This window comes from Niallia sp. XMNu-256, from assembly GCF_036670015.1.
In the GTDB taxonomy this organism is placed as follows: domain Bacteria; phylum Bacillota; class Bacilli; order Bacillales; family Cytobacillaceae; genus Bacillus_BD.
Genome location: NZ_CP137636.1, coordinates 976,274 through 999,575 on the forward strand (window position 1 = coordinate 976,274; position 23,302 = coordinate 999,575).

The following is a 23,302-nucleotide window of genomic DNA, read 5'->3' on the forward strand; positions in this document are numbered from 1 at the left end:
TTCGAGCCTATTTGTGAAAAGATTTAGAAAAGTTCGTTAAAAACAGGAAAATATTTTTGACTTATAGGAATAATTGAAGTTCTTTTGGAAACTTCGTTAAAATTTCAACTCCATCTTCAGTCACAAGAATGTCATCTTCAATTCGAACACCTGCCACACCTGGAACATAAATACCTGGCTCAATTGTATAAACCATTCCAGGTTCTAATACTAATGGGTTTGTTTCAGTTAAAGAAGGGTATTCATGAACTCCAATTCCCAAACCATGACCGAGCCGATGGGGGAAGTAATCTCCAAATCCCGCATTACGAATTATATTCCTAGCCGTTAGGTCAAGACTAGCACAGGTGACTCCTGGCTTGCTGGCTTCAATGGCTGCTAGTTGTGCTTTTAACACTGTATCGTAGATTTCTTTTTGTTTGTCATTTATATCACCGTATGCCACTGTACGGGTAATATCTGAACAATATCCATCAACGATGACTCCTAAGTCAAAAAGAACGAGGTCGCCTTTTTGAATTTTCGTCATTCCGGGAGTACCATGTGGAGACGCACCGTTTGCTCCAGTTAACACCATTGTTGCAAAGGACATGTCTGTAATCCCTTTTTTCTTTAATTCATATTCAATAGCAGCAACAATTTCTAATTCTGTTTTTCCTTCCTTAATTTCTGCACAACCGACTTTTACTGCATAATCGGCTAGCTTACAGGCTTCTCGAATGATTGAAACTTCTTTTTTATCCTTAATCATGCGGAGCTTTTGTAATTTTTCTTCGGCTGAAGTAAATATAGCGCTAGGAAAGATTGACCCAATGGCCTCAAAGCGTTCAACATTCATATGTGCCTTCTCAATCGCCACTTTTGAGACTTTTGAGATTCTTGAATAAATGGCTTTATTAATAAGCTCCCAAGGGTTTTCAATATCAGTATAGCCAATGATGTCATGATTCCAGCCTGAGCGTCTAGCATCTTCTATTTCCATTGCAGGGCAGACAAGAAACGGTTCTGCCTCTTGAAATAACAGTAGACCAAGCAACCTTTCATGCGGATCACTATAAAAACCACTTAAATAAAATACATTTTCTGTGGACGTAAGAAAAGTAACGTCTATTCCGTTTTCCTTCATCCAATGCAATAACTTTTCCAATCTTTGTTTCATCAAGCTACCTCCTTATTCTATAGGCCACTACATTTAATTAATGTCATTGTAAACCTTTCAAATTAGATATGAAAGGGGATAAAAAAACTGAAATACTAGGGCAAAAGAAAACTAAGCATGTTCTAAGGGGAATTAAGAACTATAATTCAGGAATGAGATAAATATTGTACCTATTGGTAAAGTGATAACGTAAAAATAAGGAGACTAGCTGAAAATTGCGTAATCTGTAAGGTAATACAGCAAAAAACAAAGGGTAAAATGGGGATGCCCTAAAAAACAGCGTTATAAGAGAATAATCCTTAATAATTGAATTAAAATAATCGGAATCCTACCAAAATGACGAATAACACCACATAATAAAATAAATAGATCGAATAGTGTGATATGTTGAAAAATGTAGTATTATAGACATAGCTAAATGACGGAGCTGGAAAAAGAAAATTTGAATATTCAAGTTACTAGTACAATGATTTTTTAGAAAAAATTTTTTAAAAATTAATAAAATAGATTGAAATAATATTATTTTAATATTATAATTTACTACACAAAAGCATAACAGTACAAAAGCGTAAAAGCGGTAAATAGAGAGAGAGCTATACAATTAAAGGGGGATAAAAAGGTGAAGAAGAGAAAGTTTTTTAGTTTTGCAGCAATAGGATTAGCTGGTTCATTATTACTTAGTGCATGCAGTGGAGATAGTACATCTGGTGATAATGCTGGGGAAGGGGAAAAAGTGTACAAAGTTGGAATTACGCAATTTGTCACACATCCTTCTTTAGACTCTGCTACGGAAGGGTTTAAGAAAGCTTTAAAAGAAGAAGGCCTTACTGTTGAATATGATGAACAAAATGCAAATGGAGACCAAACTACCGTTCAAACTATTGCTGCTAATTTAGCAGGTGATAATGTTGATTTAATCTTTGCGAATGCAACTCCGAGTGCACTAGCGGCGTTAAATGCGACGAAAGATATTCCAATCGTGTTTACATCAGTTACAGATCCGGTAAAAGTACAACTTGTTCAATCCATGGAAGAGCCTGGTGGTAATGTAACAGGTACAGCTGACATGCATCCTGAAGCGATTCCAAATACGGTTAAATTCATTCATGAAAATTTTCCAGATGCAACGATTGGAACAGTTTATAGCGCTGGTGAACCAAACTCAGTTGTTCAAGTTGAAGTGATGAGAGAGGCTGCTGAGGAATTAGGAATGAAAAAGCCTGTTGAATCTACAGTAGCAACATCAGCTGAAGTTAAGCAAGCAGCAGAATCACTAGTTGGCAAAGCTGATGTCATTTTTATTGTTACTGATAATACAGTGGTTTCAGCATTAGAATCTGTTGTCCAAGTAGCAGAGGAGAAAGATATTCCATTATTTGTTGGTGAACTAGATTCAGTAAATCGCGGAGGCTTTGCTGCATATGGATTTAGCTATGAAGATATCGGTTATGAGGCTGGTACTATGGCAGCTCAAATTTTAAAAGGTGAAAAAGAACCTTCTGAATTACCTGCTCAATATCCACAAAATCTAAAATTAGTAATGAATAAAAAGGCAGCAGAAGAAATGAATATTGAATTGAAAGATGAATGGAACGATATTGCAGAGTTTATTGAATAATAAACGTATTATAATGGGGCTCCGAACTTTTATGGAAGCCCCATTATTCTATATGGAACGCAATTGTAAGAATAGTTTTGAACTTAGACTAATGTTTAGCTTTAGCGCCTAGCCCCTAGAGATCACAAATCAAACCAAAAGGGCAATCTTCATTCCGACTCGTCTTGTGCTTGTCGGGGCTGAATAAGGCGCTTACGCTTTTCACGAAAGGAGATGCAACATGTTTAATGCTATATTTGGTTCCTTTGAGGCAGGGATTATTTATGCCCTGATGGCCTTAGGAGTTTATTTATCTTTTAGAATCTTAGACTTTCCAGATATGACAGTCGATGGTTCTTTCGTAACAGGAGCGGCAACAGCATCAGTATTAATTGTTAATGGGACAGATCCATTTATTGCGACATTTATAGCCCTTATTGTTGGATTTGTCGCTGGATGTATAACTGGACTTCTTCATACAAAAGGAAAAATCAATGCACTCCTAGCAGGGATTTTAATGCAAATTGCCCTTTATTCAATTAATTTACGCATTATGGGAAAACCAAACGTGCCATTGCTTCAGGAGGAAACAGTTATTACGAAGCTTACAAGCTTCTGGCAAAACTTAAAAATTGATGATGCGATTAACTCAGTTTTGTCGGCAATTGGACTGGGGGCTTTTATTCCTAAATCTTGGGGGATTCTGATCATTATGATCGTCGTTGTTTTTATTGTGAAAAAAGCTATAGATTTTTTCCTTAGAACAGATATTGGATTGGCTGTCCGTGCCACTGGTGATAATGAAACAATGATACGTAGTTTTTCGGCTGATACAGACTCTCTGAAAATCTTAGGATTAGGAATCTCAAATGCACTAGTCGCTTTTGCAGGTGCTATTATTGCTCAGTATAATGGATTTAGTGATGTTGGAATGGGAATTGGGTTAATCGTTATTGGTTTAGCCTCTGTTATTATCGGTGAAGCGATTTTCGGTGCGAAAAATGTTGTTAGAGCAACTTTAGCTGTTATTGGTGGTTCCATTTTATATCGTATCATTGTTGCATTGGCCCTTCGTGTTGAATTTTTGGATACGGGCGATATGAAGCTCATTACAGCAGTGATTGTAATTATTGCTTTAGTTTTGCCGAAAATAAATGATAGTCGGAAAGAAAAGCAGCGAAAAAAGAAAAGAATACAGACTATGACGAATGATCGTACCATTGGAGCATAGCGTATTAGAAACTTATTAAATTGATCTTGAACTGAAAACGAGGTGAAACCTTTGTTACAATTAGAAGGAATTAATAAAGTATTTAATGAAGGAACGCCAGATGAAAAAATAGCCTTACAGGAAATTACACTTAATCTAGAGCAAGGGGATTTTGTAACAATCATCGGCAGTAATGGCGCTGGTAAATCAACTTTGATGAATATTATTTCTGGAAAAATAATTACAGATCTTGGGTCTGTTTCCATTGATGGAAAAAATGTTACAAACATGAAAGAGCATAGCCGAGCTAAATTAGTCGGCCGTGTATTCCAGGACCCAATGGCAGGAACAGCCCCAACGATGACGATTGAAGAAAATTTAGCGATCGCTTATGCCAGAACTAAGCGAAGAGGCCTTCGGGTAGGGGTAACGAAAAAGAGAAGAGCCTTTTTTAAAGAGAAATTAGCTACGTTAAATCTCGGTTTGGAGAATCGACTAGAGGCTAAAGTGGGGCTACTATCAGGGGGGGAAAGACAGGCACTGTCCTTGTTAATGGCAACATTTACGGATCCAAAAATCCTTTTACTTGACGAACATACAGCTGCGCTCGATCCTTCCCGTGCAGAATTGATTACAAATTTAACGAGAGATATCGTACAAAACAATCGTCTAACGACATTAATGGTAACTCATAATATGCAACAAGCTTTAGATTTAGGGAATCGTCTTATTATGATGGATAAAGGCCAAGTTATTTTTCAGGCGAATAAAGAAGAAAAGAAACAATTGACCGTTGAGAAGCTTTTAGCAGAATTCCAAAGAATTCGCGGAGAACAACTGAATAGCGATAGAGCAATATTAATTTAGGAGACTGACAAGAATGTTCAGCTCCTTTTTTTGTTCTAAGATGTCCTCACTTTTATTACACTATAATAAGGGGCTGTACAAGGGGGAGATCTTTTGGCAAGAAAAATAGGGTTATATGGCATGTTAGCCTATTTTCTTTATGGGTTATTTTTTTATTGGTATTTATTTTATTTTGCTGATACGTCCTTACCTTTTGAATATCAAGGAACAGGAGCAGATCCGGCGACATTTTTTAATGGAAGAGAGCTAATGCTATCAGAAGAGTATTCAAAAATCCGTAATTTATTATTTTTCTTAGCAACTCCATTTGAATGGCTATTTTATTTGTTTATCCTACTATTTGGATTATCTAGAACTATTGAAAACTGGGCAAAGAATAGTTCAACTCATAAATCGATACAGACTGCCATTTATTTATTTTGGTTATCGATTATTTCGTTTGTTGTCACTTTTCCAATTAGTTATGTAAGCTATAAATTATCGAAAAGCTATCATATTTCAATCCAAACATTTTCTTCATGGATGAAGGAAGAACTCATTGATTTTTGGGTTAACTTTGGTTTGACTTTTGTCATTGTAGCGATTCTCTACTGGTTAATGAGGAAAAGTGAAAAAAGATGGTGGCTATATACGTGGCTTCTATCTGTTCCTTTTACGTTGTTTTTAACTTTTATACAACCAGTTGTCATTGCACCGCTATATAATGATTTTTATCCATTAAAAGATCAAGAGCTTGAAACAAAGATCCTAGAGTTGGCTAGCCAAGCTGATATTCCAGCCGATCATGTTTATGAGGTGAATATGGCTGATAAGACCAATGCATTAAATGCCTATGTCACTGGCATTGGCTCTAATGCACGAATTGTTCTCTGGGACACTACGCTTAATCAATTATCACATGAACAAATATTATTTATAATGGCACATGAAATGGCCCATTACGTTGAAAAGCATATTTATATCGGGATTGGAATTTCCTTGATTCTCTCTATTGTGGGGCTATATCTTATTTATCGGATGATGAATTGGGCGGTTCGACGCTATGGAGAAGCGCTAAAAATTTCCTCAGTTTCGGATTTGCGTTCATTGCCTCTATTTTTAATGATTATGTCTATGCTGTTTTTTGTAGCAAGTCCAATTGAAAATACCATTTCAAGATATCAAGAAATAAGGGCGGATCGGTATGCAATTGAATTAACAAAAGATACAGAAGCAGGCATAACTACTTTTCAAGAATTAGCTCGAGCTGGACTTAGTCAGGTAAATCCTCCGTTTCTAGTGAAAGTTTTCCGTTACGGTCATCCTACTATGTTAGAAAGAATTTCGACTTTAGAAGAGTACGAGATAAAACAAAAATGACTAGATGGAATAAATTCTACATTAATTGAAAACATCCTCCTAGTGTTTTAGGAGGATGTTTTTTTGTGGAAATTGTAATTACATAATTATTAAACTTTATTTAGCAATAAATTGTATCATCAGCTGGCCAAGGTACAGAGGTCTCCACTTCTATAAGTGGTGGGATGAATGCAAATGGTTTACTTATTCAGTGAGGGTCCCACCCTGACTGAATACAGTTAATGCCACTGGCGGATAATTTGAATGCAAACACGCCAAGGCGATTTTGATTTGAATGATGGAAAAAGGAGAATATTCTTGAGGGGAAAATAGGGTGCATTGACTCCTCTTTCTAAGTGCCAAATCGTTTAGTCAATTCTTTGTATTGATCTGATAGTTCCATAAAATTTTTTCGATTGCGTTGATCAATGGCTAGATCAATTTTGTTCAGTAACTTTTCCCTTTCTGCTTTTAACATAATTTCTGCTAAAAACATTTCAAGATACAAATCAAGCATATAACCCTCCTTAAGTTTCTTTTGTTTCAAGGCATTGGACTTAATCAATTCAGTGTTTGAGTTCTCTTTCATTTTGTTCACCTCGTTTTCTTATAAAACTCGCTTTTTAGTGAGTTTTCCTTATATTATATGAAATTATGATTCGTTAATCAACTGAATTTTACAAATTTTTAGAAAATATTAAATCTGTTTAATTGTGAACAATTTAGCAAACTTCAGTTTTTACTAGAAATAAAGACCTATATTTAAGGAAAATATTGGGTTTGTTTGCTATGATTGTACCTGTATATGTTAAAGGAGATGAATGGTATGAATGAAAAAATACTTATTGAGGATTTTGAAATTAACCCCCTGACGGTCGCGGTCCTCCCTTTGGAATATGAAGGTGATAAGATCTATTCAAAAGTATATCAGCTTGACGAGGAATCTGAATTATACGCCCCTTTTAAACCGCTGGATCTAATTAAAACCGCTTGTAACATCTATGGATCAAGTTATGAAGGCAGAAAAGATGGTTCTAGGCATTTAGTAGGAATTACTCATAAAATACCGATTGCCATTGACCCCACAAATTCCATTTATTTTTTCCCAACAACTTCACCAAGTAGGCCACAATGTGCATGGATTTCCTATGAGCATATTTGTGCATATAAGAAGATTGATTCTAAAAATACACTTGTTACGTTCCATAATAACAAGTCAATTGTCCTCCCAATTTCAAAGTACTCCTTTGATAGTCAAGTTAAAAGAGCAGCTTTACTACAAACAAGGATTATGCAAAAGATTAGAGATTACAAAAGACGTTCTAAAAATCATTCCAAAGCTTCTGAAAGTATAACCAAATATGGTGAGAGCGAGGAATATATTAAGATATACGGTTAGCTGATAATCCTACCTATAACATTAAGCAGAAGCATGAATCATAAAGCATGCTTCTGTTTTTCTTTATTTTCTATATTTAAATTTAATATATGTTTAGTTTTTTGAGTTAGAAGAAAATCTTTTGTATAAATAAAAACTAAGCAGTTCTTGAACTTTATTTCGGATTCTTGGATTAAAGTAATTATGTTGCTCCTCATATCCTTTATACAAAAAGAGAAAGCCGGTAAAGGCATCATCGTGACTGATCTGCTCGACTTTTAACTTTTGTTGTCTCATATAATATTTAACCTCTTTTAGTTCCTTTTGTATCGTTTTCATCGTTTCTTCAATTAGTTCTAAGTACGGCTGCTTTAATTTAAAAGGACTAGAGTTAACGATTTGAATGTCGCGGTTTAGAATGGTAAGTACCATCGGTAAATAGATGGCCTGTTCCATAACATTTCGATCTTGCTCAGGAATTCTAGTCATCTTCAAAACCTCCTTATCTCAAATGGGAACATTAGTTCTGTTTATTTTACATGAAATATATAGTGATTTCAAGTGCACATATCAAATATATCAACAGGTGTATTAGGTCATTTAACCCTTCACTTCACAATGGTTTTGAAAAAAATGACGTGACGAACAGGTTATTGGTTCGCAGGTACTTCGTTTTTAAGGTAAAATAAAGGAACACGTAAGTAAATCTGATTTTTCAGGCTTAACGGGCAGTAAAATCCACAACTCAAGATACTGAGTAGAGATCAACTGTCCGGTAAAGCTCCGAAATAATGAACACAGACTAACTACGCCAGCGGCAACGTCTGCGTGACCAGCATGCTGCCGGCCTCAACTAACCATCAGTGGCAAAGAACTCCACTGATAGAAGTTTCACTTTATTTAGGGCGGGGATCTAGCGCAATGAGATATGAAAAAAATCAAGAAAGAAAAAAATTAAAGAGAAGGCGAAAAAAGCGGAGATTACGGAAAGTTGTACTATTATTCTTTCTTCTCATCTTACTCTCGTTCGGATATGTTTTTATCCAGTACATACAGGGAATTAAAAATTCAATGGATGATACCAATATCAATCAGATAGAATATGAATTTAACGGAAAGAAAGATCGTTATGGCGGTACAAATGTATTATTGATTGGGAGCGATTCAAGAGGAGAGGATCGTGCACGCTCAGATACAATCATGGTTGCCCAATATCATCCTGAGAAACATTCTTACAAATTAATCTCAATCATGCGTGATACATATGTTGATATCCCTAACCATGGAAAAAATAAAATTAATACAGCCTTTGCAATAGGGGGGCCAGAGCTACTCCGGAAAACCATTAAAGAAAATTTTGATGTGGACGTCCAATATTATGCGATTATTGATTTTGAAGGTTTTGTTCATTTAATTGATGAGGCTTTTCCAGATGGGGTCGAAATTGAAGTGGAAAAGGCGATGTCGAAATATATTGGAGTTACGCTTGAACCAGGACTACAACGTCTTGATGGAGAACATTTATTAGGGTATGTACGGTTTCGACATGATGCCATGGGTGACTTTAATCGAGTTGAGCGACAACAAAAAGCCTTAAAAGAAGTAGCTGCTCAATTTTCTTCGATCCAAACTTTAACGAAACTACCCAAATTAGTGGGAGTCGTAAAGCCATTTGTGAATACAAACATGAATACATCAGATATTATTTATATAGGTAAAGATTATTTAACAAAGGATAATCGTAATATTGAGACACTAAGAATACCCGTAGATGGTGAATATGAACCACAAAGAATTAGCGGAGTCGGAGAAGTATTACGGATCGACCTTGAAGCAAACAGCGAGGCCATTGAAACATTTTTAGAAAAGTAGTGAATGGACAGGACCTCTAAAGGCCCTGCTTATGAAAGTTCCACTAGATTTACTGGGGATCTGTCTTGCGAATTTGATTGTAGGGTAGGAGAAATTGTGAATGGAATTTGAGACATTAAAAGATTGGATAACACTTGAAAATATTATGGAACTTATACAGGAATACCGATCGTTTGGTCCCTTAGCGGGTATCCTATTGCCGATGCTTGAGGCATTTTTTCCATTTTTGCCATTGTTCTTATTTGTTATGGCTAATGCAAATGCCTTTGGACTTTGGTTTGGATTTATTTTTTCATGGGTTGGAGCCTGTATAGGTGCCTTATTTGTTTTTTGGATTGTGAGAAAATACGGTCGTAAACGAGCTTTGAACTTTTTAACAAAACATAAACAAGTTCAAAAATTAATGAAGTGGGTTGAACGTCATGGGTTTGGCCCTCTGTTTATTCTCCTATGTTTTCCATTTACACCATCGGCCATTGTCAATATTGTAGCTGGTCTCTCAAAAATCAGTAGAAAACAATATATGTTGGCGGTCCTGAGTGGAAAGTTTGTAATGATATTTACAGTGAGCTTTATTGGACATGATATTCAATCTCTTTTAACCCAACCATTCAGAACAGCTATTGTCGGTGTGGTTATTTTTATTCTTTGGTATGTTGGAAAGAGAATCGAAGTAAAGATAAATAAAGGTGCAGAAAAAGTACAAAGGCGACAAGAAGGTTAATGCAGAAAAACGATTAATAGAAAGTTGCAGTTTGTCATTTGTCTACAAAAATCTATTGAAAGTGTGATGCATATGAAAGAGGAGTTGAAAAAAGAAGGGATTGAATGGTTAAAGGCATTTGCGATCGGAACGGTTGTTTTCGTTTTTATTCGTACATTTTTCTTCTCTAATTATGTAGTTGAAGGAGAGTCAATGATGCCAACTCTCCAAGATGGAAACAAGCTCGTTGTAAATAAAATTGGTTATCAAATTGGGGATTTAAATCGGTTTGATGTGATTGTCTTTCATGCCAATCAGGAAGAGGACTATGTTAAGCGGATTATTGGGTTGCCCGGAGATCAGTTGGAATATCGTGATGATGTGCTGTATATTAATGGGAAAAAATACAAAGAACCGTATTTAGAGAAATATCGAAAAGAGGCTTTTGGCGGTCGTTTAACCGGTGATTTTACTTTATTAGAAATGACAGGTAAAGAAACGGTACCTAAAGATCATATCTTTGTACTGGGAGATAATCGGCTTGGTAGTCGGGATAGCCGTGAATTTGGGTTTGTGTCTGTTGATCAAGTTGTTGGAAAGGTGGATCTACGTTATTGGCCCATCGATCAAATTGAGGTAACGTTTTAATAACAATTTTGGCTTTTAGATTCGTGACGTGCGAATCTTTTTTTTGTTAAAGGCTGTTTTCGTAAAGTTTGTTGTTAAAATTTTAAGGCCAAATTTAACGTGGACATAGCTTTTTCCGGGCTTTGAATTCATTTTGCAGCTCTTTTCTCTTCTGATAAAACTTGATACACAATATAAAAATAGATCAAACATCCTATTTTTCATGCTATAAGCAACAATGTCTGAGAAAAGAGCCTTGTTAAATGGAAGATAATAATACCGAAAAGATAATAAAAGAGCTTGTTAAAATATGATAAGATAAAAAGGCAAACCTGAAAGGGGGAGAAACATGTCCGTTCGTCTAATCATAGGGAGATCTGGAAGTGGAAAAACGACCCGTTGTCTCGATGAAATCAAAGCTAAATTAATGGAGAATCCGCAAGGAAATCCAATACTATATATTGTGCCAGACCAAATGACTTTTTTATCGGAATATCAATTAGTGCAAACGCCTGAACTAGGTGGAATGATCCGCGCTCAAGTCTATTCTTTTACAAGGCTTGCGTGGAAAATCCTTCAAGAAACTGGCGGAATTAGTCGTTATCACTTGAATAGTACGGGAATCAGTATGTTAATTCAAAAAATAATTGAGGATAAAAAAGAAGAGTTGCATTTATACAAACGTACGGCAGACAAAGCCGGTTTTATTAATCAAATGGAGCAAATGTTAATTGAATTTAAACGTTATTGTGTAGAGCCTCAAGAATTGATAGAGGTTGGTCAAAATGAATACAGCGGTAAAGTCTTAAAAGACAAGCTTCATGACTTACAGCTTATTTATGAAAATTTCGAAAGAGAACTAACGAATAAATATATTGACTCAGAAGATTATTTTCGATTGTTATCAGAGAAGATTGGTGAATCGAAATTGCTGAAAGAAGCTGAAATTTATATAGACGGCTTTCATGGTTATACGCCGCAAGAATATATGATCATTGAAGGGTTAATGAAACATTGCCCCCAAGTAACTATTACCTTAACATTGGATAAACCATTTTACGGTCAAGGACCTGATGACTTACATTTATTCCGTCTAACAGGTGAGAATTTTAGAACCTTAGTTGAAATGGCTAAAGTGAATGAATTGCCAGTTGAGGAAGTGCGATTAAAAGGACAAAAGAGATGGGGAAATTCTGCTTTACAGCATCTTGAAGCTTATTTTGACACAAGACCGGCCAAGACGTACAATGGCGACCATTCAATTTATATGGCAGAGGCTGTAAATCGCCGGGCTGAAATTGAAGGGGTTGCTCGGCAGATAAGACACCTTGTTTATAAAGAAAATTATCGCTATCGTGACATTGCAATCCTGATGAGAAATGGTCAAGATTACCAAGAAATAATCGAAACGATTTTTGGTGATTATGAAATTCCTTATTTTATTGATCAAAAACGAACGATGTTACACCATCCATTAGTTGAACTTATACGTTCTGTCCTTGAAATAATTAACAGTAATTGGCGATATGAACCCGTATTTCGAGCAATAAAAACAGAACTCTTATTCCCGTTTGGCCAAAATGTTGAAAAGCTACGGGAACAAATGGATCTTCTCGAAAATTACGTATTAGCCTATGGGATCAAAGGCGATAAGTGGATTAAAAGGGAGCGATGGAAGTATCGCCGAGTTCGTGGTTTAGAATTGGAAAATGTTGCACAAACGGATAAGGAAAGACAGATCGAACAAATTTTAAATGAATTACGTTTAATGATTACAGCACCAATTCTTCGCTTATCAAGAAGATTGAAAAAAGCTGAAAGTGGCCGTCAGTTGGGAGAAGCTCTTTATTTGTTTATCGAGGAATTAGATATTCCTGTAAAGTTGGAAAGCTGGAAAACGATCCAAGAAGAAAAAGGCAATCTTGTTAAAGCTCGAGAACATGATCAGGCTTGGAATGCAATTATTGACATTCTCGATCAATTTGTTGAAATTTTAGGGAATCAATCCATTTCTCTACCTGCATTTTTAAAAATAATGGAGGCTGGTTTAGAATCGCTACGATTCTCACTTGTTCCACCTGCCATGGATCAAGTGTTAGCAGGTGATTTAGAAAAATCCAGATTATCTAGTGTAAAGGTTGCCTTTGTCATTGGAATGAATGAAGGGGTCCTGCCAAAAAAGTTCACAGATGATGGAATTCTGGCTGATGAAGACCGTGAGAAAATCATTGTTAGTGGGCTAAAAATTGCACCATCAAGCAGATCTAGATTACTAGATGAAGAGTTTCTAGCGTATATGGCGTTCACGACTCCATCGGATCAACTATACATTAGCTATCCACTTGCTAATGAAGAGGGAAATGCGTTAATGCCTTCTCTTTATATTAAAAGAATCCAAGACTTATTCCCGAATTACACAAGGCTTGTTTATATGACAGATCCAAATGAAACGATTGAGGTAGATCAATTATCCTATATCTCTCATGAAAATAGAAGTCTATCCTATTTAACATCTCAGCTGCAGATGAAAAAGCGTCAATATCCTGTAGCAGACTTTTGGTGGGATGTTTATAACTGGTATGTCGAAGGGCCAAAGAAAGAGACAGCTCTCAGGGTGCTATCTAGTTTAACTTATAAAAATGGAGCTAAGCGATTACCGAACGAGTTGAGTCAAGAACTTTATGGAGATCATATTCAAGCAAGTGTTTCAAGAATGGAGCTGTTTCACAGCTGTCAATTTTCTCATTTTGCTCATCATGGCCTCAAGCTTCGCGAACGTCAAATGTTTCGTTTGGAGGCGCCAGATATAGGAGAGCTTTTCCATTCTGCCTTAAAGCATATTGCCCAAACCGTTATGGACAGTCAATTATCTTGGTCTGAATTAACGAGAGAACAGTCTGAAAGGTTAGCAAAAGAGGCAGTAGAAATATTAGCTCCAAAGCTGCAGAATGAAATTTTATTAAGTTCCAATCGTCACGCTTATATTATGAGAAAGCTCCAGCAAATCATTACTCGGGCTTCGATTATTTTAAGTGAGCATGCGAAGGCCAGCGGCTTTACTCCGGTAGGATTAGAAGTTGATTTCGGACCGAAAAAGGAATTGCCGCCATTAACGTTTAAATTGCGCAATGGAACAAATATGCAGCTTGTAGGCAGAATTGACCGAGTCGATAAAGCAGAGGATGAAAATGGTGTTTATTTAAGGATTATTGATTATAAATCAAGTGCCCAAGAGCTCAACCTTGCTGAAGTTTATTATGGAGTTGCATTGCAAATGCTAACGTATTTGGATATTATCCTTCATCATTCCAAGGAGCTTATTGGGCAAGAAGCCATACCTGCAGGTGTCCTTTATTTCCATGTGCATAATCCAATGCTAAATGCGAAGAAAATTATGACGATAGAAGATATTGAAAATGAGCTGTTTAAAAAGTTTAAAATGAATGGACTTGTTTTAGGTGAAGAAAATGCCGTCCAATTAATGGATTTAAGTTTGGATGCCGGATCAACATCTAATATTGTTCCCGCAAAAATGAATAAAGACGGAAGCTTTTCTAAACAATCAAAGATTGCTAGTAAGCAAGAGTTTAGTACAATTAGCGAGTACTTACACCATTTATATGTTAAAACGGGGAATGCGATTACAGAAGGCAATGTAGCCATCTCTCCTTATAAGTTAAAAGATCGGACCCCATGTACATTTTGTAGTTTTAAATCCTTTTGTCAATTCGATGACTCGATGGAGGAAAATCAATATCGTTTGCTTGTTCCAAGATCTAAAGATCAAGCAATTCAAATGATGGAGAAGGAGGTTGCAGATAATGACGACAAATAGAATTCCTCCTAAACCAGAAGATGCAACTTGGACAGATGACCAGTGGAAAGCAATAATGGCAAGTGGTCAGGATATATTAGTAGCGGCTGCAGCTGGATCTGGAAAAACGGCTGTGCTGGTTGAGCGGATCATTAATAAAGTCATTTCAAAGGAAAATCCAATTAATGTGGATGAACTATTAGTCGTTACCTTTACAAACGCGTCAGCGGCTGAAATGCGAAATCGTATTAGTGAAGCATTAGAAAAGGCGATCAATGATGATCCAACTTCCGCTCATTTACGAAAACAGTTAAGTTTATTAAATAAAGCTTCGATTTCAACGATTCACTCCTTTTGTTTAGATGTGATTCGAAAATATTATTATTTAATTGATATTGACCCAGGATTTCGAATTGCTGATTCAACAGAAGCCCAGATTTTGCGAGATGAGGTTTTAGATGAGTTATTTGAAGAGGAGTATGGGAAGCCAAATAATGAAGACTTTTTCAGATTGGTAGACAGTTTTACAAATGATCGAAGTGATGTTGCGTTAATGGATATCATTCGTGACCTATATGATTTTGCCCGTTCAAACCCTTCACCAAAAAGTTACTTACAAGACATTATCAATATGTATGAAGTTGAAAATGTAATAAAGCTTGAAGAGCTGCCGTTTATTGAAGCATTACTATTTGATGTGAAGCTTCAGCTTGAAGGGATTAAAGGATTACTAGAGACGGGACTGAATTTAACAAAGCAACCAGGGGGTCCAGCACCGCGGGCCGAAAACTTCATCGATGATTTGAAAATCATTGATACGATGATAGCTGCAAGCAAGGAATCGTGGAATGCCTTATATGATGAAATCCAAACCTGGTCGTTTTCGCGGGCCAAAACCTGTAAAGGTGATGAATATGATAAGTCATTAATCGAGCGGGCCCAGAAACTAAGAGATGACGCGAAGAAAAAGTTAAAAGCATTACAAGAAGAACTGTTTAATCGTAAACCAGAAAGTTTTCTTCACGATATGCAGGAAATGAAACCGTTAATTGAAACATTAGTGCGGTTAGTTCAATCTTTTTCGGATAAGTTTAACAAGCTGAAAACCGAAAAAGGATTAGTCGACTTTGCAGATTTAGAGCATTATTGTCTTGATATCCTTCAAGATCCATTAACAAAACATGAAGGGCAGTTAGTACCTTCGGAGGCAGCCCTTCATTATCGAAATACATTTAAAGAAGTACTAATAGATGAATATCAAGATGTCAATATGGTACAGGAAGCAATTATCAAACTAGTGTCAAAAGAAGAGGAAAGTACAGGAAATAAATTTATGGTCGGCGATGTAAAGCAATCAATTTATCGATTTCGATTGGCAGAACCGAATTTATTTCTCGGAAAATATAATCGATTTACTAGTGAAGGTGAAAATACAGGGTTGAAAATCGATTTAGCCCGTAATTTCCGTAGTAGGAAAGAGGTATTGGCTGGAACGAATTTTTTATTTAAACAAGTGATGGGAGTAACTGTTGGGGAGATAGAATATAACGAAGAGGCAGAACTCGTAAAAGGAGCTTCTTATCCAGAGGACGATTCATTCCCTGTTGAATTGCTGTTAGTTGATCTTGAAAAAGAAGAAAGTGATGAAGTACCGGTTGAGAGTGAGGAAGATTCAACCTTTGATGTCATTGAATTGGAACAGTCCCAACTTGAAGCAAGAGTAATGGCGAACAAAATTAAAGACATGATTGCAAACAAGAGCCCGGTTTATAATCCAAAAACGAATACTGCTCGACCTGTCATGTATCGAGATATTGTCATTTTATTACGTTCAATGACGTGGGCTCCACAAATTATGGAAGAATTTAAACAGCAAGGCATTCCAATTTATGCAAACCTCTCAACAGGCTATTTTCAAGCAACAGAAGTAACGATTATGATGTCGCTGTTAAAAGTCATCGATAACCCATTTCAAGATATCCCCTTAGCTTCGGTATTGCGTTCACCGATTGTGGGGTTACAAGAGGATGAGTTGGCGCTAATCCGAATACATCAAAAAAACGGCTCGTTTTATGATGCTTTATCCTCTTTCTGCCGTCAAAAACATACTGGGAATAACGAGTTTGTCTATGATAAAGTGAAACCTTTTTATATGCTGCTTAAGAATTGGCGTTCTATGGCAAGACAAGACTCTTTAGCCGCCTTAATTTGGCAACTTTACCGGGATACCCATTTCTATGATTATGTGGGAGGACTTCCGGGTGGTAAACAACGGCAAGCGAATTTACGAGCACTATATGATCGTGCCCGCCAGTATGAAGCAACTTCATTCCGGGGATTGTTTCGCTTTCTCCGGTTTATTGAACGAATGCAGGAGCGTGGGGATGATTTAGGAGCAGCGCGTGCATTAGGAGAACAAGAAGATGTAGTTCGTATGATGACGATCCACAGCAGTAAAGGTTTAGAGTTTCCAATCGTATTTATTGCAGGTCTGGGTCGTAGTTTTAATACGATGGATTTACGAAAACCTTATCTGTTGGATAAAGAATTTGGATTTGCCACTAAATATGTGAATGTAGATAAACGAATTACGTATTCCTCTTTGCCGCAGCTTGCTTTTAAACGAAAGAAAAAGATGGAGTTGCTTGCAGAAGAAATGCGTGTTTTATATGTTGCTTTAACTAGGGCAAAAGAGAAATTATATTTATTGGCATCTGTTAAAAGTCTGCAAAAGAATCTGGAGAAATGGGCAAATACCCTTGAACATCATGAATGGCTATTGAATGATTATGATCGTTCTGCTGCAGGCAGTTATCTCGATTGGGTAGGTCCATCACTCATTCGCCATCGGGATTGCCATTTGTTGCTAGGTGAAAATGCTCGACCATCCTCAATGATTCCAAAGGATCTTCTCCAGCATCCATCTTGTTGGAAGGTCGATATCTTGAAGCCTGCAGATATTAACATAATCGAAGAAATGGATGAAAATGATGAAACATGGTTAGAAAAAGTCACTGAAGGAAAGCCGATTTCAATTACATCTCCTTTTAAAGAGGATATTAATGAAGTGTTATCATGGAAATATCCCTTTACTAGTGCTGCTTCCTATCGCTCGAAGCAATCTGTTTCAGAAATTAAAAGACAAAGAGAAGTGGCTGATGAAGGCAGCGGAATTGAAATTTTAAAGAAATTTAAAAAGCCATTAATGAGTAGACCTCGTTTTATGCAAGAAAAAGCTTTATCACCAGCTGAAATTGGAACAGCTATGCATATGGTAATGCAGCATATCGAGTTTTCAAAAGAGCTTGATCATAATTATATTGAATCATTGATACAGGAAATGGTCCGTAAAGAATTAATTACTGAAGAGCAGAAAAATGTCATTAATCCTGAACTGATTGTTTCATTTGCAAGAAATCCATTAGGCCAGCGGATGAAAGCAGCGGAAAAATTAGATCGAGAGGTACCTTTCAGTTTTGCTCTTAAGGCAAGTGAAGCATATGCTGACTGGAAGGGAGATGATGAGCCGGTATTAGTTCAAGGGATTATTGACTGTATATTTGAAGATAGAGAAGGTTTAGTATTAGTAGACTATAAAACAGATGGAATAACTGATCGGTTTAAAGGCGGGTTTGAAGAAGCCAGACCGATTCTAGAGAAACGCTATCGAGTACAAATTGAACTATATACTAGAGCGATCGAACAAATATATAAACGAAAAGTAGCTGAACGATATTTGTTCTTCTTTGACGGAGCTCATCTTTTAAAATTGGAATAGGAAAAACGGTAGGTGTAGACTCTCCTACCGTTTTTTTTTAATTGTTTCCAACGTTAGGTTGGTCAATTAAGTTTGTATCAAAATGATTGGTTGCACTTATTCCATTGTTTGCCATGACGAATCCGGCAGTATTTGCAGCACCTGAACCTAAAGTTGATTTTGTATTACTTTTAGGTGAGATATTTAATGCATCACCAAATTGTACATTTCCTCCACCAATGTTAACAATTTGTGTCTGACCAACAAATGCAGGCATAATAATCCTCCTCTCAAGTAGGGTTCATCGGTTCATCAATCGTCTCGAGTTGCCTAATGTGTAAAACTCTAGATTCCATACGAATATGTTCGGTATTTCCAATATGCATAAAGGCTGATGTACTCATCGCAGTTACATCGATGGATCCCACTTTAATAATAGGGTTTGGTGAAGTTGTATGGATCCCGATCGGTTCATTGATAGGTGGCAGTGGGAGTGAATAGGAATAAATATTAAAAAGAGAAAAATCGCCTTCATTACTATAAAATACTTCCCTTTGTCTTTGTACCGCAAGAACACGGGCCAAACCATTCACTTCGTTTGAATCGCCAATTTGGATGTAAGAACCGAAAATGACTGATTTGACCTTAACGTTGTCGACTTTCGAAATTCTAGCTAACATTAGAGTCCCAAAGGTACAAATGGACCGATAATTAATGATTCAGGCGGAGTATCGAAAAGAGAAGTAAGTTGAATGGTATTGGTATCACCGACCATTAAAACTGAGGAACTTGAAACACCGAGTACGGTAATATTACCGACACAAATATCACGGTTTACTACTTCAAAATTCATTCTTTTTTCTCTCCATTCATATTATGGGGTAAATGTTGAAGAAAGACTAAAACACCATTTTGAATTTCTGTCTTTAACTGTTCAACAATCGATTCTATTTGTTGTTCTTTCGTTTGTTCATTTCTCATTGGTTGATTTAAATAAGCTTCAATTCGATTAGGAAGCTGTCTTTTAATATCTTGAAGAATAAAGTCGTGATAAGTTTCGTCAACATTATATTGTAATTGCTGGCAAGTTTCAGCAACAATAGACTGGAGATTTTCATCGAGAAATTGGTTAGTCAAATTTTCTACTTCTGTAAACATAGACATTCTTTCCTTTGGTTCAGGAGGCCCTTTTCCATTTCCGTTAGGTACTGAAAGATCCTCTATACCTTGCAAGTCAGAGGGGTTGAGCCCGATATTTAAAGTGCCTTCCAGGGTTTCGACTTTTAACTGATCAAACTTATATTCCATGCGATCGATATGAACGGAAGGTCGCTTTTGAAGTTCCGATATTTGCTTCTCTAAGGATTTGATTTTTTTTTGCATTCCTCGTATTAGATGATCTTGGCTATACATATAAGTTTGCATGGATTGGATTATTTGGTATATATCCTGATTCATATCTTCACCTCACGATGCTTTCTATTCATATTGATAATTTCTTCAAAGGAATAATCGTCATCTTGGATTTTGAGAAAGGCCAATGAGATGTCGTGCAACACCGACTTTTATTTAACTTGTTGGGGTTAATGGAACCAGTGGTGCTGTCTGTTGATATCCAGCGGTTATGGGTATCGGTGTTTGTGCTTGTGGAGCCGCTCCTGTAAATCCACCGGTGTTATATAAATTGGTGGCTGGTTTTATAATACCTGCACTGCCAATTTGTAAAACGGAGGAATTTGTTACACTGTTAACTTTTAAGAAATGAATGGTTATCGATTGTTGAACGTAGAGATTCACTAAAAATCACCACTTTATTTTTTGTATGATGAAGAGGTTGGAGATTTTGTGAAAGAAATGAAATCTAAATATTAAAGTAATTGCCTTGATCCATATTATCTTGATCAAATGTATTTGTTGCACTTTGATAGTTTTGTAAATGAACCTGATCACCTGTATTAAAGGAACCAGCTCCGGCAAAGGTTTTTGCATTAGAATGAGCCGATATTTTAAACGTATCACCGATATGAAAGACAGCAGCAGAACTGACGTTTATAACTTGAACAACACCTACAATAGCTGGCATTACTTACACCCTTTATGTTATTAATTAAGATAAAATATGAAACACTTGGACTTTGCCCAGTTTTTTATATTGTATGTATCGATGGAAAAAAGGTGAATTTTGTTGTAGGGTTAGTTTGTTTATAAATATGCTGTTTTTATTCTTGATATGCAAAATCAAATGAAACGAAGATTTTTCTTTAGCTTAGACAAATAAAATAAGTGATCGTTATCTTTAAAAGGGGTTTGATTATGAGGGGAATGACAGCTGGAATTTTAGAAAAGAATCGAATGGTTTCTTTAGATATAATAAGGGGACTTGCTATATTAGGTATTTTTTTAGTAAACATGTTGTCTTTTCATTCACCATTATTGTATATAGAACCTTTAGAATGGTGGCAGGAACCTTTTGACAAATGGGTTTATATGTTTATAGATATTTTTATTGGGGCGAGTTTTTATCCATTATTTTCAATGCTTTTCGGATATGGACTTGTCATGTCATGGGATCGAGCCAGGAAAAGAGGGATCAACTTTTATCCAATTATATTTAGAAGACTGTTTTTGTTATTAATCATTGGATTAACCCATGCTTTTTTGATTTGGCACGGTGATATTTTATTTAATTATGCGCTACTAGGCTTTATTTTCCTCTTTTTTATAAAATTAAGTGGAAAAAGGATGCTGATTATCGGAAGTATTTTTTATCTTTTGCCAAACTTATTTCTATTTAGTTTGCTTGCTTTTACGATGTTTATCATGGGAGCAACAGATTTTTCTATATCTAAACCGACATTGATTTCTCAGTCAATCGAAGTCTATCAAACTGGAAGCTTTTTAGAAATAACAAGACAACGAATAGCCGATTGGTCATACAGTAATAATCTGTTTGGGCTCCTCACACAGCTATTCACTTTATTGCCGCTTTTTTTTATTGGTGCTGGGGTTGCTAAGCTTAAATGGTTGGAGCGGGTTAGAGAACATCAGAAGGCATTTACGATCATCTTCTTGATTGCTTTTATATTAGGAGGATTGCTGAAAATCCTACCTTATATCCTGACTAATAATTTGGCAACTAGTTATGTACAAGACCTTTTTGGAGGTCCACTTTTAGCAATAGCTTACGGTTTAGTTATTGCTTTACTAGCAGAGAAGAAAGGGATCAGGAAAGGGATGATAAACTTTGCATATGTAGGAAGAATGTCTTTCAGCAATTATTTGTTTCAATCAATTGTTGCTACACTGATTTTCTACGGTTATGGATTAGGGTTATATGGAAAGGTTTCGGTTACTTTTGGAACCCTTCTTGTGCTGATGATTTATAGCGGTCAAATTTTGCTTAGCAGACTGTGGTTAAAGTTTTATTATTATGGCCCTGCAGAGTGGGGATGGAGAAATTTTACTTATTGGAAGAAACAAAAATTTCTTAGAAAAGGAGAGTAATAGCAGGCAAGGTATCCATCATTTGAATAGGTTTTTCCAATTGGCTGTGTTAAGATAAAACTGAATATTCTTGAGGAGGGGAAAAAAATGACACATGCACATATTACAACGTGGGTTATTGCATTAATTTTATTTTTTGTGGCGATTTCACTACATAAGAAGGATAATAAACGACCGTATAAAATTGTTACAATGATTTTGCGATTATTCTATGTTTTAATTATTGTAACAGGAGTGATGTTGTTACCTGGGATTACCGGAAGCTATGGAGTTAAGGCCTTACTAGGAGTGCTAGTAATTGGTTTCTTGGAAATGGTTTTAGGTTTAACGAAAAAAGGAAAATCAGCTGGTTTTGCGTGGATTTTATTAATTATTGGATTAATTGCTGTTATTTATTTAGGCCTTTCTCTTCCAATGGGAATTTATATTGGGTCTTAATAGAAGAGTGCGAGGGAGCTTCCGGTTCTTAGAAGATCTCTCGCACTCTTTGCATCTATTTAGCCGATTTTTTCAATAACCATTCGTTTCCCCGAACTTAATGTGAACTCAAAACGATCACTCTTTGTCTCATAATAAACGAAGTGATGTTGAACACTGCAAATGTTGTCTCCATTATCAAAGACAATAAAGTTAACACCACTTTTTTGACTGCTTTCGGTAAGAAAGTTTAAATGATTATAGCAATAAATGCAATCATAAATTGAAAAGTGCAACGAATTTAAATTGACGATAAATTGACAGAAGGCATCATCGTTAATTTCACCCAATAATTGTTCTAACGAGTAGACTAAACGTTTACGAAATCGAATTAAATCTTTATCTTTTAAGTAATAGTCTTCTTGTCTAAATCCAATCATGCCATCATTTTTTAATAAGCCTTTTCGCCAACGATTATACACGTATACTTCAATTTCTTCATTTAACCAAGCATTTAAAAGTGTGGCCTCATCTGTTTCCTCATCAAAAAACACCCATTGCTCATTTATATATTCAACAGTTCCCTCTGTAAAGGCACGCTGCTGATGTTGGATTAGTTTATTACGTTGTTGCTTTCTCAAAGACTTAAAACACCTCCAAACAGAAGAAATTCCATGATGTCATTCTTGTTCTCATTTTAGACAGATCAATTTCAGAAACACCATGGTATTGTTCGATAAAGTGAAACTTCCATCAGTGGGGGTTTTCTTTCATCCCCCACTGATGGTTAGTCACGCAGAGCCTGATTGATTTATCTAAGGGCTAAAGCCCAAAGATAAATCTTATTTCACCAATCGGAGCTTTACGGGCAGTTGATCTCCCACCTAACTTCTTTTATTTTACTCAGAATCTTGAGATGGGGGGCTTACTGCCCGTTAAGTCTGATAAAATTATGCATTATCTATTTTTAGACAGAATGCCACAGTTTTAAACACAATCCCTTAGTTTCGAGACAAATAACCATTTCGGGATAACAAGCATAGGCTATATGTTACTTTT

General features: G+C 36.1%; 22 protein-coding genes. 12 read left to right on the forward strand and 10 right to left on the reverse strand.

Annotated features, from left to right (window positions below; translation table 11 throughout):
• Positions 1 to 61 precede the first annotated feature (61 nt).
• Positions 62 to 1,159 carry a Xaa-Pro peptidase family protein gene (locus R4Z10_RS04945; protein ID WP_338472096.1) on the reverse strand — a complete coding sequence of 366 codons (1,098 nt, stop codon included), beginning with the start codon at positions 1,157 to 1,159 and terminating at the stop codon, positions 62 to 64.
• Between the two features lie 619 nt (positions 1,160 to 1,778).
• Here R4Z10_RS04945 and R4Z10_RS04950 point away from each other — a divergent pair.
• The 4 genes from R4Z10_RS04950 (at position 1,779) to R4Z10_RS04965 (ending at position 6,192) form a co-directional block, all read left to right on the forward strand.
• Positions 1,779 to 2,777, forward strand: a complete 999-nt coding sequence (locus R4Z10_RS04950) for an ABC transporter substrate-binding protein (protein WP_338472097.1) — start codon at positions 1,779 to 1,781, stop codon at positions 2,775 to 2,777.
• A gap of 220 nt (positions 2,778 to 2,997) precedes the next feature.
• Entirely contained in the window at positions 2,998 to 3,987 is a 990-nt protein-coding gene (locus tag R4Z10_RS04955) for an ABC transporter permease (RefSeq protein WP_338472098.1), read from the forward strand.
• A 51-nt stretch (positions 3,988 to 4,038) separates the two neighbouring features.
• Positions 4,039 to 4,833, forward strand: coding sequence for an ABC transporter ATP-binding protein (locus R4Z10_RS04960; RefSeq protein ID WP_338472099.1), 795 nt, complete (start codon positions 4,039 to 4,041; stop codon positions 4,831 to 4,833).
• A gap of 93 nt (positions 4,834 to 4,926) precedes the next feature.
• Positions 4,927 to 6,192, forward strand: a complete 1,266-nt coding sequence (locus tag R4Z10_RS04965; protein WP_338472100.1) for a M48 family metallopeptidase — start codon at positions 4,927 to 4,929, stop codon at positions 6,190 to 6,192.
• Between the two features lie 331 nt (positions 6,193 to 6,523).
• On the opposite strand, the gene R4Z10_RS04970 is transcribed toward R4Z10_RS04965, so the two are convergent.
• A complete protein-coding gene (locus R4Z10_RS04970; protein ID WP_338472101.1) occupies positions 6,524 to 6,760 on the reverse strand; it encodes an IDEAL domain-containing protein in 237 nt (78 codons plus the stop codon).
• A 237-nt stretch (positions 6,761 to 6,997) separates the two neighbouring features.
• Here R4Z10_RS04970 and R4Z10_RS04975 point away from each other — a divergent pair, with 237 nt between their 5' ends.
• Positions 6,998 to 7,570: a competence protein ComK gene (locus R4Z10_RS04975; RefSeq protein WP_338472102.1), complete on the forward strand. Its 573-nt coding sequence runs from the start codon at positions 6,998 to 7,000 to the stop codon at positions 7,568 to 7,570.
• 93 nt (positions 7,571 to 7,663) lie between these two features.
• Here R4Z10_RS04975 and R4Z10_RS04980 read toward each other — a convergent pair whose 3' ends face one another.
• The gene (locus R4Z10_RS04980) at positions 7,664 to 8,038 is read right to left on the reverse strand and encodes a hypothetical protein (protein WP_338472103.1); all 375 of its coding nucleotides are present in this window, start codon (positions 8,036 to 8,038) and stop codon (positions 7,664 to 7,666) included.
• Positions 8,039 to 8,470: 432 nt separating this feature from the next.
• Here R4Z10_RS04980 and R4Z10_RS04985 point away from each other — a divergent pair, with 432 nt between their 5' ends.
• The 5 genes from R4Z10_RS04985 (at position 8,471) to addA (ending at position 18,343) form a co-directional block, all read left to right on the forward strand.
• Complete coding sequence (locus R4Z10_RS04985; RefSeq protein WP_338472104.1) at positions 8,471 to 9,421, forward strand: LCP family protein; 951 nt, start codon at positions 8,471 to 8,473, stop codon at positions 9,419 to 9,421.
• A gap of 100 nt (positions 9,422 to 9,521) precedes the next feature.
• Positions 9,522 to 10,145 carry a TVP38/TMEM64 family protein gene (locus tag R4Z10_RS04990; protein ID WP_338472105.1) on the forward strand — a complete coding sequence of 208 codons (624 nt, stop codon included), beginning with the start codon at positions 9,522 to 9,524 and terminating at the stop codon, positions 10,143 to 10,145.
• 72 nt (positions 10,146 to 10,217) lie between these two features.
• Entirely contained in the window at positions 10,218 to 10,772 is a 555-nt protein-coding gene (gene lepB, locus R4Z10_RS04995; RefSeq protein ID WP_338472106.1) for a signal peptidase I, read from the forward strand.
• Positions 10,773 to 11,100: 328 nt separating this feature from the next.
• Positions 11,101 to 14,586, forward strand: coding sequence for a helicase-exonuclease AddAB subunit AddB (addB, locus tag R4Z10_RS05000; protein WP_338472107.1), 3,486 nt, complete (start codon positions 11,101 to 11,103; stop codon positions 14,584 to 14,586).
• On the forward strand, positions 14,573 to 18,343 hold the full coding sequence (gene addA, locus R4Z10_RS05005) for a helicase-exonuclease AddAB subunit AddA (protein WP_338472108.1): 3,771 nt from the start codon (positions 14,573 to 14,575) through the stop codon (positions 18,341 to 18,343). Before addB ends, addA begins: the two co-directional genes overlap by 14 nt.
• 37 nt (positions 18,344 to 18,380) lie before the next feature.
• On the opposite strand, the gene R4Z10_RS05010 is transcribed toward addA, so the two are convergent.
• The 6 genes from R4Z10_RS05010 to R4Z10_RS05035 form a co-directional block, all read right to left on the reverse strand.
• Positions 18,381 to 18,599, reverse strand: a complete 219-nt coding sequence (locus tag R4Z10_RS05010; RefSeq protein WP_338472109.1) for a spore germination protein — start codon at positions 18,597 to 18,599, stop codon at positions 18,381 to 18,383.
• Positions 18,600 to 18,612: 13 nt separating this feature from the next.
• A complete protein-coding gene (locus R4Z10_RS05015; RefSeq protein WP_338472110.1) occupies positions 18,613 to 19,002 on the reverse strand; it encodes a spore germination protein GerPE in 390 nt (129 codons plus the stop codon).
• Positions 19,002 to 19,175 carry a spore gernimation protein GerPD gene (locus tag R4Z10_RS05020; protein WP_338472111.1) on the reverse strand — a complete coding sequence of 58 codons (174 nt, stop codon included), beginning with the start codon at positions 19,173 to 19,175 and terminating at the stop codon, positions 19,002 to 19,004. The genes R4Z10_RS05015 and R4Z10_RS05020 overlap by 1 nt, the downstream gene beginning before the upstream one ends.
• Positions 19,172 to 19,780: a spore germination protein GerPC gene (gene gerPC, locus R4Z10_RS05025; protein ID WP_338472112.1), complete on the reverse strand. Its 609-nt coding sequence runs from the start codon at positions 19,778 to 19,780 to the stop codon at positions 19,172 to 19,174. The genes R4Z10_RS05020 and gerPC overlap by 4 nt, the downstream gene beginning before the upstream one ends.
• A gap of 111 nt (positions 19,781 to 19,891) precedes the next feature.
• Complete coding sequence (locus R4Z10_RS05030) at positions 19,892 to 20,119, reverse strand: spore germination protein GerPB (RefSeq protein WP_338472113.1); 228 nt, start codon at positions 20,117 to 20,119, stop codon at positions 19,892 to 19,894.
• 64 nt (positions 20,120 to 20,183) lie between these two features.
• The gene (locus tag R4Z10_RS05035) at positions 20,184 to 20,405 is read right to left on the reverse strand and encodes a spore germination protein (protein WP_338472114.1); all 222 of its coding nucleotides are present in this window, start codon (positions 20,403 to 20,405) and stop codon (positions 20,184 to 20,186) included.
• Positions 20,406 to 20,635: 230 nt separating this feature from the next.
• On the opposite strand from R4Z10_RS05035, the gene R4Z10_RS05040 reads away from it, so the two are divergent.
• The gene (locus tag R4Z10_RS05040; protein WP_338472115.1) at positions 20,636 to 21,826 is read left to right on the forward strand and encodes a DUF418 domain-containing protein; all 1,191 of its coding nucleotides are present in this window, start codon (positions 20,636 to 20,638) and stop codon (positions 21,824 to 21,826) included.
• An 87-nt stretch (positions 21,827 to 21,913) separates the two neighbouring features.
• Positions 21,914 to 22,264, forward strand: a complete 351-nt coding sequence (locus R4Z10_RS05045) for a YisL family protein (protein ID WP_338472116.1) — start codon at positions 21,914 to 21,916, stop codon at positions 22,262 to 22,264.
• Between the two features lie 59 nt (positions 22,265 to 22,323).
• Here the strand turns inward: R4Z10_RS05045 and R4Z10_RS05050 are convergent, their stop codons facing one another.
• Positions 22,324 to 22,884, reverse strand: a complete 561-nt coding sequence (locus R4Z10_RS05050; RefSeq protein WP_338472117.1) for a DUF2777 domain-containing protein — start codon at positions 22,882 to 22,884, stop codon at positions 22,324 to 22,326.
• Between the last annotated feature and the right edge of the window lie 418 nt (positions 22,885 to 23,302).

Coding starts and splice junctions, on each gene's coding strand:
- R4Z10_RS04945 (WP_338472096.1), bottom strand. CDS start 1,159: ATGAAACAAAGATTGGAAAAGTTATTGCATTGGATGAAGGAAAACGGA.
- R4Z10_RS04955 (WP_338472098.1), top strand. CDS start 2,998: ATGTTTAATGCTATATTTGGTTCCTTTGAGGCAGGGATTATTTATGCC.
- R4Z10_RS04970 (WP_338472101.1), bottom strand. CDS start 6,760: ATGAAAGAGAACTCAAACACTGAATTGATTAAGTCCAATGCCTTGAAA.
- R4Z10_RS04975 (WP_338472102.1), top strand. CDS start 6,998: ATGAATGAAAAAATACTTATTGAGGATTTTGAAATTAACCCCCTGACG.
- R4Z10_RS04980 (WP_338472103.1), bottom strand. CDS start 8,038: ATGACTAGAATTCCTGAGCAAGATCGAAATGTTATGGAACAGGCCATC.
- R4Z10_RS04985 (WP_338472104.1), top strand. CDS start 8,471: ATGAGATATGAAAAAAATCAAGAAAGAAAAAAATTAAAGAGAAGGCGA.
- R4Z10_RS04990 (WP_338472105.1), top strand. CDS start 9,522: ATGGAATTTGAGACATTAAAAGATTGGATAACACTTGAAAATATTATG.
- lepB (WP_338472106.1), top strand. CDS start 10,218: ATGAAAGAGGAGTTGAAAAAAGAAGGGATTGAATGGTTAAAGGCATTT.
- addB (WP_338472107.1), top strand. CDS start 11,101: ATGTCCGTTCGTCTAATCATAGGGAGATCTGGAAGTGGAAAAACGACC.
- addA (WP_338472108.1), top strand. CDS start 14,573: ATGACGACAAATAGAATTCCTCCTAAACCAGAAGATGCAACTTGGACA.
- R4Z10_RS05010 (WP_338472109.1), bottom strand. CDS start 18,599: ATGCCTGCATTTGTTGGTCAGACACAAATTGTTAACATTGGTGGAGGA.
- R4Z10_RS05015 (WP_338472110.1), bottom strand. CDS start 19,002: ATGTTAGCTAGAATTTCGAAAGTCGACAACGTTAAGGTCAAATCAGTC.
- R4Z10_RS05020 (WP_338472111.1), bottom strand. CDS start 19,175: ATGAATTTTGAAGTAGTAAACCGTGATATTTGTGTCGGTAATATTACC.
- gerPC (WP_338472112.1), bottom strand. CDS start 19,780: ATGAATCAGGATATATACCAAATAATCCAATCCATGCAAACTTATATG.
- R4Z10_RS05035 (WP_338472114.1), bottom strand. CDS start 20,405: ATGCCAGCTATTGTAGGTGTTGTTCAAGTTATAAACGTCAGTTCTGCT.
- R4Z10_RS05040 (WP_338472115.1), top strand. CDS start 20,636: ATGAGGGGAATGACAGCTGGAATTTTAGAAAAGAATCGAATGGTTTCT.
- R4Z10_RS05045 (WP_338472116.1), top strand. CDS start 21,914: ATGACACATGCACATATTACAACGTGGGTTATTGCATTAATTTTATTT.